At 30.8% G+C, this 14152-nt stretch carries 21 protein-coding genes and 1 pseudogene; 11 read left to right on the forward strand and 11 right to left on the reverse strand.

Annotated elements, in window-relative coordinates; genetic code table 11:
* Positions 1 to 10: 10 nt before the first annotated feature.
* Both TAGGR_RS03435 and TAGGR_RS11215 read right to left on the reverse strand, forming a co-directional pair.
* On the reverse strand, positions 11 to 445 hold the full coding sequence (locus TAGGR_RS03435; RefSeq protein WP_059175953.1) for a hypothetical protein: 435 nt from the start codon (positions 443 to 445) through the stop codon (positions 11 to 13).
* 49 nt (positions 446 to 494) lie between these two features.
* Complete coding sequence (locus tag TAGGR_RS11215; RefSeq protein ID WP_153000430.1) at positions 495 to 593, reverse strand: hypothetical protein; 99 nt, start codon at positions 591 to 593, stop codon at positions 495 to 497.
* 219 nt (positions 594 to 812) lie between these two features.
* On the opposite strand from TAGGR_RS11215, the gene TAGGR_RS11145 reads away from it, so the two are divergent.
* The 4 genes from TAGGR_RS11145 to TAGGR_RS03450 all read left to right on the forward strand — a co-directional run bounded on the left by TAGGR_RS11145 (position 813) and on the right by TAGGR_RS03450 (position 2965).
* Positions 813 to 1019: a ribbon-helix-helix domain-containing protein gene (locus TAGGR_RS11145; RefSeq protein WP_369688459.1), complete on the forward strand. Its 207-nt coding sequence runs from the start codon at positions 813 to 815 to the stop codon at positions 1017 to 1019.
* 52 nt (positions 1020 to 1071) lie between these two features.
* Positions 1072 to 1326, forward strand: a complete 255-nt coding sequence (locus tag TAGGR_RS03440; protein ID WP_059175954.1) for a putative toxin-antitoxin system toxin component, PIN family — start codon at positions 1072 to 1074, stop codon at positions 1324 to 1326.
* A gap of 301 nt (positions 1327 to 1627) precedes the next feature.
* Entirely contained in the window at positions 1628 to 1846 is a 219-nt protein-coding gene (locus TAGGR_RS03445; RefSeq protein ID WP_059175955.1) for a type II toxin-antitoxin system HicB family antitoxin, read from the forward strand.
* Positions 1847 to 1921: 75 nt separating this feature from the next.
* Complete coding sequence (locus TAGGR_RS03450; RefSeq protein ID WP_059175956.1) at positions 1922 to 2965, forward strand: hypothetical protein; 1044 nt, start codon at positions 1922 to 1924, stop codon at positions 2963 to 2965.
* A 366-nt stretch (positions 2966 to 3331) separates the two neighbouring features.
* Here TAGGR_RS03450 and TAGGR_RS03455 read toward each other — a convergent pair whose 3' ends face one another.
* Positions 3332 to 3721, reverse strand: a complete 390-nt coding sequence (locus tag TAGGR_RS03455; RefSeq protein WP_153000431.1) for a hypothetical protein — start codon at positions 3719 to 3721, stop codon at positions 3332 to 3334.
* A gap of 31 nt (positions 3722 to 3752) precedes the next feature.
* Positions 3753 to 4373, reverse strand: a complete 621-nt coding sequence (locus TAGGR_RS03460) for a tyrosine-type recombinase/integrase (protein WP_059175958.1) — start codon at positions 4371 to 4373, stop codon at positions 3753 to 3755.
* Between the two features lie 291 nt (positions 4374 to 4664).
* Between TAGGR_RS03460 and TAGGR_RS10885 the strand changes: the two genes are divergently transcribed.
* The 4 genes from TAGGR_RS10885 (at position 4665) to TAGGR_RS03480 (ending at position 6791) form a co-directional block, all read left to right on the forward strand.
* Entirely contained in the window at positions 4665 to 4898 is a 234-nt protein-coding gene (locus TAGGR_RS10885; protein WP_059175959.1) for a hypothetical protein, read from the forward strand.
* A 195-nt stretch (positions 4899 to 5093) separates the two neighbouring features.
* A complete protein-coding gene (locus TAGGR_RS03470; protein WP_059175960.1) occupies positions 5094 to 5729 on the forward strand; it encodes a hypothetical protein in 636 nt (211 codons plus the stop codon).
* 14 nt (positions 5730 to 5743) lie between these two features.
* Positions 5744 to 5989 carry a ParB/Srx family N-terminal domain-containing protein gene (locus TAGGR_RS03475; protein WP_059175961.1) on the forward strand — a complete coding sequence of 82 codons (246 nt, stop codon included), beginning with the start codon at positions 5744 to 5746 and terminating at the stop codon, positions 5987 to 5989.
* The gene (locus TAGGR_RS03480; protein WP_153000432.1) at positions 5925 to 6791 is read left to right on the forward strand and encodes a hypothetical protein; all 867 of its coding nucleotides are present in this window, start codon (positions 5925 to 5927) and stop codon (positions 6789 to 6791) included. Before TAGGR_RS03475 ends, TAGGR_RS03480 begins: the two co-directional genes overlap by 65 nt.
* 817 nt (positions 6792 to 7608) lie before the next feature.
* Here TAGGR_RS03480 and TAGGR_RS03490 read toward each other — a convergent pair.
* The 7 genes and pseudogenes from TAGGR_RS03490 to TAGGR_RS03510 all read right to left on the reverse strand — a co-directional run bounded on the left by TAGGR_RS03490 (position 7609) and on the right by TAGGR_RS03510 (position 12027).
* A complete protein-coding gene (locus TAGGR_RS03490; protein ID WP_153000433.1) occupies positions 7609 to 8385 on the reverse strand; it encodes a hypothetical protein in 777 nt (258 codons plus the stop codon).
* Positions 8386 to 8562: 177 nt separating this feature from the next.
* The gene (locus tag TAGGR_RS10590) at positions 8563 to 8709 is read right to left on the reverse strand and encodes a hypothetical protein (RefSeq protein WP_161936164.1); all 147 of its coding nucleotides are present in this window, start codon (positions 8707 to 8709) and stop codon (positions 8563 to 8565) included.
* Between the two features lie 6 nt (positions 8710 to 8715).
* Positions 8716 to 8838 (reverse strand): annotated as a pseudogene (locus TAGGR_RS11235) (IS1634 family transposase N-terminal domain-related protein); the annotation flags it as partial.
* Positions 8839 to 8855: 17 nt separating this feature from the next.
* Positions 8856 to 9473 (reverse strand): hypothetical protein, encoded by a 618-nt coding sequence (locus TAGGR_RS03495; protein ID WP_059175965.1) that lies wholly within the window; start codon positions 9471 to 9473, stop codon positions 8856 to 8858.
* Positions 9474 to 9623: 150 nt separating this feature from the next.
* Complete coding sequence (locus TAGGR_RS03500) at positions 9624 to 10865, reverse strand: ParM/StbA family protein (protein ID WP_059175966.1); 1242 nt, start codon at positions 10863 to 10865, stop codon at positions 9624 to 9626.
* A gap of 482 nt (positions 10866 to 11347) precedes the next feature.
* A complete protein-coding gene (locus TAGGR_RS03505; RefSeq protein WP_059175967.1) occupies positions 11348 to 11596 on the reverse strand; it encodes a hypothetical protein in 249 nt (82 codons plus the stop codon).
* 242 nt (positions 11597 to 11838) lie between these two features.
* Complete coding sequence (locus tag TAGGR_RS03510) at positions 11839 to 12027, reverse strand: hypothetical protein (RefSeq protein WP_059175968.1); 189 nt, start codon at positions 12025 to 12027, stop codon at positions 11839 to 11841.
* 371 nt (positions 12028 to 12398) lie between these two features.
* Between TAGGR_RS03510 and TAGGR_RS03515 the strand changes: the two genes are divergently transcribed.
* From TAGGR_RS03515 to TAGGR_RS03525, 3 genes are all read left to right on the forward strand, one after another.
* On the forward strand, positions 12399 to 12770 hold the full coding sequence (locus TAGGR_RS03515) for a hypothetical protein (protein ID WP_059175969.1): 372 nt from the start codon (positions 12399 to 12401) through the stop codon (positions 12768 to 12770).
* A 240-nt stretch (positions 12771 to 13010) separates the two neighbouring features.
* Complete coding sequence (locus tag TAGGR_RS03520) at positions 13011 to 13592, forward strand: winged helix-turn-helix transcriptional regulator (RefSeq protein ID WP_059175970.1); 582 nt, start codon at positions 13011 to 13013, stop codon at positions 13590 to 13592.
* Positions 13580 to 14089, forward strand: coding sequence for a UpxY family transcription antiterminator (locus TAGGR_RS03525; RefSeq protein ID WP_059175971.1), 510 nt, complete (start codon positions 13580 to 13582; stop codon positions 14087 to 14089). Before TAGGR_RS03520 ends, TAGGR_RS03525 begins: the two co-directional genes overlap by 13 nt.
* The last annotated feature ends 63 nt before the right edge of the window (positions 14090 to 14152 follow it).

The raw sequence follows: 14152 nt of genomic DNA on the forward strand, positions 1-14152 counted from the left end.
CCTACGGTTTTTATTCTTGTACCGCACTAACAATAACCCATGCACGGTTACTTAACTTTCTAAACTTTGCGTCTTTACAGTAACAACTTAAAGTCGTTCCGGTCATTTTACAGCAAAAACATGTGGCTGTATATGAACTGACAGGAAGGTTGATCCCTGTACAATCAAGTGAACCATCACAGTTTGAAATATCGCCTTTATTGTCTACACATTGCTTTGCATTATTCACGTAAGTATACTTCCAAGATCCGTCTATTTTTTGGCAGTATGCACTGGTTATTCTGTCATCGCTTGCATTGTATTGGATTTTTTTACATGTTTTTTTATAACTTCCTGGTGGGGAAACATCAGCTGCAACTTCATAGACTAAAAAAAACATAAACACAATAGAGAAAAGACAAAACAATTGAGCAAATCTTTTAATTCTACTTTCCACTTTTTTCATAAGACACCTCCTAATTTTTTGCTTGAGAATATCATTTTTTTTTCAATTGTCAACCCTCCGCTCTGCCTTTCATAATCCAATAACCAAGTATATGTCTATATCCCAATGAATCAAATCCTGCTGCTACATAAATAGTTATCTTAACCATTTTGCCTTCATCTCTTACCTCGGTGTGATAGCATCAATGAATACAGTAAACTCTGTGCAAGAGGTCTTGTTTTGAAGTATTCAAGTTTCTCTGCTGAAAATTCTCATTGAAAATTGACCCACCCTTCTATTAAAATAACCCCTAAAACAGTGGTGAAAACTTGAGATAATCTTATATTGTAGTGTATTGTAATAAAGGAGGTGAAACATAAGGTCCGTTATTTCAGTTAGTTTATCTAAGGAGATTTTAAAGGGACTCAATGAATTTGCAAAAAAGACAGGAAGGAATAAGAGTGATATTGTTAAAGAATCTTTAAGTCTTTTTCTGTGGGAAATGAAACTCAGAGATCTCCAAAAGAGGATGGGTTCAAAGGCAAAAAAACTTGGTATTGTTACAGAAGAAGATGTCTTTAAGAAAATATCGTGAGAGTTGTTTTTGATACAAATGTTTATATAGCAGCACTCGTTACAGAAGGTCTATGTTCAAGGATTCTCAGGAGGGCGAGGTAAATTCATCAACAGATATAATCAATGAAGCAGTTACTGACGTAATTCAAGACAGTCTAACTATTTCAGGAATCTGTAAGGATAAAGATGATGACAATATAATTGCCTGTGCAGTGGCAAGCAATGCTGATTATATAGTGACAGGTGATACTGAATTGCTTTCTGTTAAAAAATACAAAAGAATCAGAATTTTATCTCCGAGGGATTTTGAATTGTTATTTGATTGAATATGAGCATGCATATACTTAAAGTTTATTAGTCAAGATTTACTCTGACTTTTCGTTTGTTTATGCCAGTATCTCATGATCATAACCAATCACCTGAGTTTATCAATTAAATTTTATAACTCATTGAAAATATTGGATTTTATTTTTGAAAATATAAATTTTTTGTACAACAGAAATAGGGTGAGTTAATTTTCGCGATAAAACCAGGGTCAATTTTCATGAAAATTTATAACAATCATAAGGATTTATCCAAGAGAGGAATTTACATTGATTTTTTTATTCTATTTTTTTAACTTTATATATGAAACTTACCATAGTTATAGAGAAAGACTCTTCAGGATATTTTGCTTACTGTCCTGAACTTGAAGGGTGCATAAGTCAAGGTGATACTCTCGAAGAAGCAATTGCAAACATCAAAGAAGCGGTGGAACTTTATCTTGAGACGTTAACTTCTGAAGAATTTGAAGAAATTAAAAGAAAAAAGGTGTTTACTTCAACCATAGAGGTTCAGGTTGCCTGAACAACCAAAAGTAAAGTCTCTTTGATAAATGTAAGACTTATTGATAATATTTAGTAAAACAGTTTATATTAAGATATGCTTTTCAGTATAGAAATCATTGAAGAATTAGAGAAACTTGAACCTGCCCTTAGGTCAAGTCTTATTAAGATACTTAAGAGTCTGGATAAGACGATCGGGGAGATGGTAAAAAAAGAGGATTTTTTGGCCCTGAAGGCTGAAATAAGGGAACTGGCAATAATAGTTAAAGAGCTAGCTGAGGCACAGAAAAAGACTGAACAGACAGTTGCAGAGCTAGCTGAGGCACAGAAAAAGACTGAACAAACAGTTGCAGAGCTAGCCGAGGCACAGAAGAAATCTGAAGAAAGACTTACAAGACTTGAACAAACAGTTGCAGAGCTAATTGAGGCACATAATAAATCTGAAGAGAGACTTACAAGACTTGAGCAGACAGTTGCAGAGCTAATTGAGGCACATAATAAATCTGAAGAGAGACTTACAAGACTTGAACAAACAGTTGCAGAGCTAATTGAGGCACAGAAGAAGACTGAACAGAGATTGAATGAGCTAGCCGAAGCACAGAAGAAATTTGAAGAGAGACTCACAAGACTTGAAAAGACTGTTGCTGAACTTGCAGAAGCCCAGAAACGAACAGAAGAAGAAATAAGGAAGCTTGCTTCAGAGCATAGAGAAACAAGGAAAATGCTTGGAAACCTTGCAGACACAGTAGGCTATGGTCTTGAAGATAAGATAATTCCACTGATGAAGAAGTTTGCGGAGGATGAATACGGAATAAAGGTAAAGAACTTTGGTAGAAAAAACATAGTATATCCTGATGGAAAATTTGATGAACTTAACATCTATGTTGAAGGTAAGAGAGATGGGAAGACAGTATATCTCATAGGAGAATGCAAGGCTCATTTAGGTAAAAGAGATATAGAAAAATTCAGTCGTATTATTGAAAGGGTAAGACAATATCTAAGAGGTGAAGTGCAAGGATTTGTGGTGAGTTACACAATACAACCTGATGTGGAGGAGTATTTAAAGAAGTTTTATCCAGAGATAAAGTTTTATTACAGCTACTACTTTGACCTGAAATATAGGTATGGAGAGACGATTTAGAGCACAGGAAGCCCTGTTTTACGAATTTCTTATCTAATTCGGCGAGTATTGGTGATAGCTAAAGCTCATATTTTCGTGAAATTGATGATGGTTTCATTGCAAAGATTACCCATCTAATCATTGCCAGATTTACTACAATCTGTTAATTGTGTTGAGTAACGAATTTGTTCATTACAATAAGCGTCCGATTTGGTCCTTGCAGGGAGTATCTATTTTGTAAATATAAGAAGCATCCAATCAGGTCAATGCGAGGAGCGTGAGCGACGAAGAAATTTTGATTTTTTCTAATTTTTCTTCTGTAAAAAAATGTATTTCTCTTTTTTAAAGAATTTTTATTGATCAGATTTAGCATCAATCCTTTCTGGGTTATCTTTTTTGATTATTCAATTCTTCTGATGAATCTTTTTTGTTTTCTATATTTTCTATAACATTTTTTTCAACATCTGGTTGACTTTCTTTCTTTTTGCATGTGCATCCACTCTTGATCAGTCTTTCAATAGATATTCCCTCTGGAGTGAAATTATAATCTCTGGATAAAATTTTTAAAGGTATAATTAAAATGCTTAACGCATCAAGGAATGTTTCAACAGCACTTCTTGAGGATGGACACACGCATTTATAATCATCTGTTTCATATAAACTTGGAGAGTTCTGCTGACTTTCCTGTTCACATCCCCCCGCTATACAAGCAGGATCCATAGCAAAAGTAGTTGTTGTTAAATAAACAACGACAAGAATTGGAATTAATAGTTTCATTAACATAAAAAAACCTCCTCCACTTCACTGTTTAAATTAACCCTTTTGTCTTTAATATTTCTTGAATTTCAATATTACTGTATCTGAGATACATTGCAGTAGTATTTAGTGATGCATGCCCAAGCAGTTGTTGAACTGCGGTTACAGGAATTCCTGCACGGAGAAGTTCTATTGCACGGGTGTGTCTTAAAACATGTGGATGGGAAATATTTTCTGGGATGTTAGCTTTTTTACAAATTTCTCTGAAGACAACAAAAAAATTGTTTCTTTTGACTTTAAAAACCTTACCTTCCAGTATGGGGTAAAGCTTTGTAAATCTCAGATACTCAGAAATAACTCTGTCGGGAACAGGAACAATTCTGTATTGATTCTTTTTTCTGGCACTTCTTTTAAGAGTGATGAGTCTAACTGTAGATGCTCTGAAATCTATATCTCTTGTTTCATCTATATTCAGAACTTCAGAAATTCTTGCCCCTGTATAACGAAGCAAAAGAAAAATCAGCCAGTATCTACCCCTTAAAACACTTCGTTTTTCATCAAACCATTTCTGAAACTCAAAGGTGAGCCTGTTAAGTTCATCTTCTGTAAGATGATAAATTTCTTCCTGTACAGGAACAGAATTGATAAAGTTTCCTTTTTTGGGTACAAGCATAACATTATGCTAAAGGAAATGTTATAGATAAGTCAACAAAAAATAAAAAATCAAGGGATAAAATGATATAAAACAGATGCTATCTATAACAAAATAGAAATTTTGTTATAGATAATGACTGTTTGAAAAAACCTGTAATAGTGTTAAGAAATCAAGGGGTTTTTATATGTTAAAAAAATCGCCTTTCATCCCCGCCCTTACTGACGGGGTCTCCCCGATGGTGAAGATGAATTTGTTTCATTTGAAACTATTAATATCTCTACTATTCCTGCAATAGCAAATACTGCTTTATTGCATTATACAAATTCTTATTCTGACTATATAAAATTTCTTGCGTCAAGAACAATAGAATATGTAGCTAAAATAACAAACTGCAAAAATAATAAGGCTACAAAAATTTTAATAGAAATAGTGAAACTTCATAAGGAAAACAAATCAATAGAAGAAATTTCCCGCTTAACAAAGATAGACATCAAACACATAAAAAATATTCTGCAAGCAGTAGATGATATAAGATTTGGGTGATTTATTGTTCTTTGCAAAAAAGCAACAGAAAGTTGTAGCAAATTGGTTTGCAACAGAAAGTTGTTGCAAATGGGTTTGAGACAAAAAGTTGTAGCAAGTGAGTTTGCGACAAAAAGTTGTATTTTTTTTAAAAGATACAACTTTTTGTAAATAGTGAGCGATTTGTAATTTAAAAAAATATTGTTATATTATAAAATGATGACAGAAACACAAATAGAAAAAATACAAGCAGAAAAATTTTTAAAGGAAGCGTATGGCAATCGTTATGCAAAACAATTCGTTAACAATCTTCCCCCAGAATGCATAACAATGCTTTTGCGTTTTAGAGAGCCTAATTTTTTAAAAAAAGTTATTAAATTAAGATGGTTAATTCTTATCGCTTCGTTACCTTCTGATGACATCAAAATCACTGCACTTATTAATGTTATAGAAAACATTGTAAAAAATCCTAAAGGATACAAATATAGACATGTAAAAAGACTTTGCGAAGAATTGAAATTACAAAAAATTATCATTAAACCTGATTGTGTTTTAAAATCTCGTGCGGAAAAAAGAAAACTAACAAAAAAATATTTAGAATATATTGCACAAATATATGGTGTTGAAAACATAATCTTTTTTAGGGACAAAAAATTAAAATTAATAAATTTGATGACCAGATTAACTTTAGAAGATGAAAAAGCCGCAAAAATGTTTTATATTCTCAATTTCAAAGATTTATTACCTCTTTTAAACCTCACAATAGAGAGTGTTATGCGTATGGATAAATTAACCTTGCACGATAGATGTGAAGAGGCAAGAAAGGAATTAATGAAAAAAAATAAACTTTAAAGGAGGAGACAAGAATGACAAAATACCAAGAAGGACAAATAGTTTTTTTGAATCCAGAAACTCTTGAACCACATCCTGCGTTGAAAATTTTAGAAGAAAATCAAATCTTTGCTGTTACTGAAGAAGACATACAAAAGTTGATGATTTCAATAGCAGAGATGAATATTTTGCAACCGATTTTGGTTACAGAGGAAAATGGAAAGATTTATCGTATTGCAGGAAACCGACGAAGAAGAAATTGTCCAAGCATGGATTGCTGAAAACTTTTCCAGAAAAAATTACACAAGTACTGAACAAATTGCAATTTTAGAAAAAATAGACCATATCTTTTTTAAAAAGAATGAAATTCTCCCTTATCTTTCTGAAATTGCCCAAAAACTAAATCTACCTGAAGAAAAATTAAAGCATTTACAAAATTTTCCTGAGTTAATAGAAAAAATAAAAGAACTTTTAGAGCAAAAAGAGAATGTACAAGTTGAAGTCGTAAAAGAAATCATAGAAAAAAAAGTGGTTGACGAAAAATTAATTCAAGAAAAAAAAGAACTTGAATATCAAATAAGTTCTATTTTAAAAGAAAAAGAAAATTTAAACAACCAGCTCAATGAAACAAAAAAACAACTTGAAATTCTTAAAGAAAAAATTGAACAAAAAGAATTAGAGCTTAAAAATTTCAAGCCAGACGAAGAATTAAAAAAAGAGGTAGAAGAACTTAAAAACCAAATCAAAATTCTATCTCATAACAAAGAACTTTTAGAAAAAAATCTTAAGGATAAAGATGCTATCATTGCTGAAAAGGAAAGAGAAAAATTGAAACTTTATGAAGAACTTTCTGAAAAAATTGAAATGGTTAATAATCAGATGTTTGAATACACTGTTACAATTATTAAATCTCTTTTAACAGATGTAGAAGAGACTTTAACAAAGTTTGAGAATTGTTTTTCTGCAATAAAAGATAAAGAAAACATGCTTGTGATTCATGATCACTTCCAGAAAATCAAGGATATTATTATTAATAAACTCAACAAAGTAGAGGAATCAATTATAGAGAAATTTCCGGATTAACCTGTTCTGAATTTTTCTGCTTTCCCTTAAAGGGAAAGCATATCTCAGGGTAAAAAGTAAAAAAAGAGGGGGATTTCCTCCTCTTTTTTTTATTTGCTTTACAAAGATTTTTTTGCTTGAGGTAGTTTTTGTTTTTAACAAAGGGGAAGAAGGGTTTATTTGAGTTTTTCCCTATGTAAAAAACTTTCATTTTTTATGTTTTTTTTAAGGGGGGCAACTCCCTGTCGGAGGGAAAACAGGGAGTTGCAAGGAAAGGCTAAGAGAAGTATTTTGCCTCTAATAAATATTAAGAACCAATCACAATAAAATAGTTTTGTCAAAAAAAGAGTGTTCCACTAGTGAAATTAGAACTAAACCAAAAAAATAAGTCTTTTACTAATTCTTTGTAGGACAAATTTATACCTAGGTTAAAGAATAACTAAGGTTATTATTATAACCCCTATATATATAATATATGCGAAATTGAGATACCCCCCTGCATAACTTATATTACTAGGGTTATATATATACCCTAATCTTGGCGACCGTATCATAACATGTCGCTCACCGTACCATAACATGTCGCCACCGTATCATAACATGTCATACTCCGTATCATAATATGTCGTTTTCTTTATTTTTCAAGGCTTTATGTTACTTACATTTAAGTTATTGAAAAATAAGCAAAAAATACATATCAAAGACAACATTTTATGAAATGCTTGATTTTACTTGATTTGAGCGTTATAAGGATATTTGTTTATGATTTAGCAATTAGCTAAGGCAAAAATAAATGGTTAGTGTTCTTTATAGAGTGAGTTTAGTTGAATTGGATTATTTATTCAGGCAAAAAAACTGATAAATTGCTTTTGTAGAAAATTGTGATTTGATTTTTTTCTTGTTTGACGATGATATTGAAATTTTCTTCAAGATAATTTTTGTATTTTAAGATTTCTGCTTTTAATCTTTGCTTATGTCGTTCTGATATATTTTCGTAGCCAAGATAATACATTATGTCTTCAAGTTTCATATTGCATTGCTGATGACTCATGCAGAACCTTATAACTGATTTAACAAAATCGCTACTAACATCCACGATGGCTTTTATAGTTTGTTTATCGAGATAGATAACAGTATCGTGTTCGTAAAGTTTTGTGAATTCTTCTGAGAAAACCACAACATAGTAACAACCTTCTCCAAATGTTCCTTCTTTTATATTTTCTTTTTTAAATTTCTCTGAATATCCAAATTTGTTGATGATGTTAGAGTGAATTTTATAGATTCTATCGTTTTTAGTGTATTGAAGTTTGATTATTGTTGACATCATGTCATCAAGTTTTTGAGATAACCACTTATGATGTGTTATTTTTTTGTGTCCAAGAAATTTTAAGACTTCCCGAATGTCAAAAACAATGAACATTCTTCCTTCTAAAGTTTTGCCTTTTTTGATAGAACAGGTTGCCATAGCATCAAGAATATCCTTGTGCGTTTGGCTTAATTCTTTTGAAAGCTCTATATTTCCAAATATAGTTTCAAACTTTGTTTTTTTACAAAACAAAGGGAGACGCTGTTGATGAACAGTAGAAACAGGTTTTTTAGGAACTTTTGGTTTCATATTAAATATTATATTTTTAGAAGGACATTCCATCTTTATTAGTAATCCAAGCACTATCTGAACACTGCCAATTTTTCATGCTTATCACCATCTCCTTTTCCTCTGTTTTAGGGGTTATTTTAATAGAGGGGTGGATCAATTTTCATGAGAAAAGTGGGTCAAATTTCATGAGAATTTTCAAGCCCTTTTCTTTTCTGTCACAGAGTTGAAAAATTCATCAAGACTCAATCTATCCCAGAGTTTCTTTATAAGACAATGTCCATAGTTGAGTATTCTTCCCTCTGAGATGTTTCTAAGTTCTAGCTTTTGTTCTTTCTGCCCCAATGCTCTCTTTGCAAGTTTTTTAAATGACTCTGTGTTCAGGAAATCATCAAGCCTGCCAAGACTGAACAGATACCTGTGCCTTGTTTTTCCAGTTTCATCTCTGTTCGTGAAAGCAGGTAAATTAAGAATTTATTTTTTAAAGGATTTTAATTTTTCTTTTTTGACATGTAGCAATAAACCATAAAAGCGTTATGTGAGATATTTCTTCTGATAGGTTTTACATAAAAATACAAAACAGGAAACATAAAACTAACTAAAGTTACAACATGTAAAAGCAGAGAATACCAGTTGGATATGTAGCCTGTTTTCATATCTGTATATATGTCCCATAATAATTTAGCTTTTTTATCGTCTAAAAAATTTTTGTAAGTTAATCCAAAATTATCAAAAAAAGCATTAAATGTCCTATCTATCCATTCTGGCATTTTTAAGAAAATGTATAAAAATCTTTTTGGTGAAAAAGTGCTTTCAGTTATTTTGCAAAAGACTTTTTCAAGAATAAAACCAAATATTACTCCAAAAATAAACAGTACTCCTAAGTTAATCGCTATCCAGAAACCTACAATGTGAGCAATGGTATTAATATCGAGATTTAAAAGATGTGTCCCTAATTCAGGAAAAAATTTTTTGACTGAATCCCAAAAATATATTATTCCAGTAATAAACAAAGCAATTACTAAGAAAAAGGCAAATGACACATCTTCTGATTTGGTTTGAATATCTTTATAAGTTAAATTAACCTTGTTTTCATTTTTTTGGTTCATAATTAACCTTTATTCTTTATATGTAATTATATAAAAAAGCCAAAAGAAATTTTTTTAAATTGAGAAAACATAGACAAACAAGAAAGAAAAGGAATTCTAATGAAAACTTTCCAACATTCTTTTGTAAACTCTGAATATATCCAAGGTTTTTTATTTTCGTTCAACATATTCAACATATATTTTATATCCTCTTGCATTTGCAAATTGAGGATTATCTGATATATATACTCCATCAACTTTATCATTCAAATAAACTGCACCACCACCAGTTAAAAGTACTTGATCAATTTTATATCCATTGTTTTTTAGTTCTATCACATAATCTTTAAGTCTGCTCTCTATTTCTGGTAAATAAAATCTACTAATATATTCTTGAACATCAAACTTATATTCTTTTCCAAAATATGTAAATTTACCATCTTTTAAAAGCAAATCTACATAAACATCATTAATAAAATCGCTATATTTAACTGTGAACTCATCAATTATTTTGTTATATAAAATTTCCATTCCTGCTGGATAACTTCTAGACATTTTAGAAATATATACACCATCTTTAATGTAAACCATATCAAGAGTATAGTAGCCAATATCAATAACAATTGTATCTTTTCTGGCTATATCACTGTATTTCCATGCAAAATCAATATATGCTCCTAATCCTTGAGGCAAAAATTCAATTTTTTCAGGGATTTCAATTTTATTTCCATTTGTTTTTATTTCCAATGTCTTCAACTGATACTTTAAAAGAGATATTTTTTTAGAATCATACACAGAAGGTGGTAACCCTAATCCTATTCCTTTTATTGCTATCCCTTGTTTGACTAACTTATTGATACAATATCCTATAATTGCGAAGTAAGGTTCTGTCCCTACAAAATCTTCAGTCAATTTTCTTCTCGGTGAAGCATCAGGACCTACTAAATAATTATTGCCATTAACACTAATAACAGAAAAACGATCATTAAAGACTTTTTCAGTATGAATATAAGGCTCAACCAAAGTCTTAAAACAAAAATCCTTATCATTTAGAGAAATTTTGGTATAAAGAGAACCTATGTCAATACCCACATATTCTCCCTCTTTATCGTTAAGATTATCTTGTTTTTCTTCTTTGATTTCTAAAGCTTCTGAAGTATTAAGAAACCTTTTATCATTGAGATTTAAATTTTTTTCTGGTGAACTTTGACTATTTATTAGCTCTGTTGAGATTCGACTTTTTATTGTCTTTCTTAAGTTTTCATCTTTACTTATAATTTCTTCATAAGCATAATGACTTCTTATAACATCTACTATAAATTTACCTCGCAATGTTTGGGGAATTAAATCTAAAATTTCAATTACATCGTTGTGCATTTCTGAATTCAGAATAAAAAAATATAATTTTCTCATGTTAATTCCTCCTTTATGTCTTTATAATAAATATTAAAATTAAACCTTGGTAATTTATCGTCAAGTGCTAAAATTTGCGCTCATAATGTTTGTAATATTTAAATTAATTTTCTACTACAAAGTAGGCTAGGAAATGAAAAATCTTAATCAAAGTTTTTTCATATCCCTAAATGAGGTTTTAAGACATTTATAGGCTCTGTAAACTTTACAAAAAGGCAGTTGATTAAAAAAAATAAGAGATTTAGTTTTTGACTCAACAACTTAACTATGTCTAAAAAGAGAAAGGGAGAAAATCTCCCTTTCTCTTTTTTAATTTATTATTTCATTGTTTTCTTAACATCCTAAATCATTATTAAAGTTTCTTTAGCCTTTTTTAAGCTTCCTCTAATGCTTTTTTCATGAAATATTCGCCAGTCTCTCTCATCTGCTGGATTAAAATTTCCGTTATTTTCTTTATAATTTCTTCAATCTATCTTTTCCTATCATTGTTCATAAGTCCTCTCTTTCTTTATTTTTCTATATCTTTCTATATCTATTATGCTACATGTATAGTTAATTGGAGATGTTAAAATCATCTTTCTTACTATGCTCATTATTTCTTTTTTCTCATCACCCTCTATTTTTCTGCCATCTCCTGCATATAGCTCAGATTCATCGGTATCAGACCATATATTCAAAAGTTCTGCAAGGTCATGTCCCTGTAAATTATTTTTATTAGTTTTTGCCCTCATTGCAACCTCCTTCTTTTGTATTGTTTATTTTATTGCCTTTTTTCTTCTTGTCAAAGATCAAATATATTAGTTTTAGTATAAAAAATAGGTTTTTAATTTTTTTCTCAATTAAAATTAACCTTTTTTACGAAACTTCAAAAACCCTTTAAAAAAGTGATTAAATTAGTATTTAATACCAACAAACCTTCTAACAAAGGATTCCCTGTTTAGAGTTTCCCTTGTTAGAAGGTTTTTTTTATCTTCTACGCATCATATCTTAATCTGCTATTCAACACTTGGTCTTTTATGAATTCCATTATCTTTTTTCTTCTTTCTCCTGTAATTAATTCTCCATTCTCATCTACAATCTCTATATCAGGATTATCAGGGTCCCAAGCTAACAGGAAATCGGCTAACTCATCATCAATATTCCCCATGTTGTTTTTACTCATCCATTCCTCCTTTTTTGTTGATTAATTTGCCTAAGGCAAATTCCTATAAATTAGTATAACCTCATTGTCTTTTATTTTTTTCCCGATTAACTGTATCCTGATATGCCGGATAAGGAATATTTTTTTATCATTTTTTGTTAAAAGGGTAAATATAAATATTATTTTTCTGAAAAGTATTTTTTGGCACTTTTTTGCAAAAAAATTTTTTATTCGCAGTATGCAAAATGAAATTGTCATTTTACATATAGTATTGCAAAATGAAATTCAACATTTCGTATTTTCAAAGGTTTGTATAATATTTTTTATATGCAAAATGAGCATATTCATTTTGCATATAGTAGATAATAAAATGAAATGGAGGATGAAAAAAAATGAAAAATTTTAGAATTCTTACTACTGAACTTGAGGCTATTAAGCATCAGATGGAACAACTCTGTAACTTGTTTAGAGCTGAATTTGGAGGTGATGGATTAAAGAATAACAAGTTAGTGCTTAAACTTGCTAATTGTGCAAATAAGAAATGTCCTTATTGTCCTCATGGTCCTTATTGGTATAGAGCATTCTTTAATACTCGTACACGCAAGTTTATGTTTAAATACATTGGTTCATCATTAAAGAAGAGCATGTTAAAAGGGAATGAAATGCAACATTGGGATAGGCTTAAGTTTTATGATAATGAGATAAAAAGGCTGAAAAAGGAAAAGCAACTTATTATAAAAGAACTCAAGAAGTTAGAAAAGTGAAAATTCTCACTGAAAATTGACCCACTTTTACAAATTAAAGGGGTAAGAATTTTTCTCAAAATTGGGGTGCAGTACAGGTGTCGAATGAACTTAAGAAGAAGGAGATATTTATTTCCTTTTGTAAATTTCTTGTGGACAATACTTTACTCTATCAGTAAAGAAAAATCAACGGGTTGTAGCCACACCACATAATCAAAGAATGCTTGACAATCAATTATTTCTAATGTTATTGTTTTAAATATGAACAAAATAGATTTTTCAGATGAAATATCAATGCGTATTCTTGAACATATTCATGAAAACCCAACAATTACTCAAAGAGACCTTGCATCAAAGCTTGGCATAGCTCTTGGACTTACAAACTCATACATAAAACGACTTTACAAAAAAGGCTGTATAAAGATTAAGAATCTCGATGGGAAAAGATTAAAATATATCCTCACACCAAAGGGATTTGTTGAAAAGGCACGTCTTACCTGTAATTACATGGCAAGGTCATTTAACTATTTCAGAGAAATTAAACAAAAAATAGACCAGACATACAACGCTATGATTGAATCAGGAATAAACAAAATCGTTCTATGGGGTGATGGAGAGCTTGCCGAAGTCTGCATAGTTTCATTAAAGGGACTTCCTATCACCATTTCTGGAATAGTCGGATTTAACGAAGACAGGAAAAAGATTTTCAACTACACAGTCTATACAAAGGATGAAATAAAAAACATAGAATTTGATGCAGTTCTTGTAGCAACCTTTGATGAACGCGAGATTGCTCAATTAAAAGACATCGATAAAAAGGTTTACTATCTATGGCAGAGCTGACATTAAGCTGGTACTGTATATATGTAAAGTCAAGGCATGAGTTTAAGGTATCTGAGAGGCTTTCAAAATTGGGGATAGAGGTCTTTTTACCTGCTGTTGAAAAGCTTAGAAAATGGAAGGACAGAAAAAAGCTTGTCAAATTCCCGCTTTTTCCTGGATATCTCTTTGTTAACATTGAAAAAAGCTATGAATTAATACTCAGGGTGTTAAAGACACCAGGGGTTGTATGTTTCATAAAGAATGCCCTTGGAGAGCCTGAACCTGTTCCTGAGGAGCAGATAATACCGTTGAAAAAAGCAATAGAAAACAAAGTGGAAATAGACCCATATCCATACTTAAAGGAAGGGCAGAAAGTAAGAATAAAGAGTGGAGCTCTACAGGGAGTAACAGGGATACTCAAGAGCAAAGAGAAAAAGCATTATCTTATTTTAGCGATAGATATACTTCAGAGGTCAGTAAGTGTTAGAATAGATGCCTCTGAAGTAGAACTGGTTTAATTTTTTGCCCTGCTCGGTTACATTTGCATTTTTGCCAATGTAACTGAGGAGGCGGAGCATTGA

The organism is Thermodesulfovibrio aggregans, from assembly GCF_001514535.1.
GTDB classification, from domain to species: domain Bacteria; phylum Nitrospirota; class Thermodesulfovibrionia; order Thermodesulfovibrionales; family Thermodesulfovibrionaceae; genus Thermodesulfovibrio; species Thermodesulfovibrio aggregans.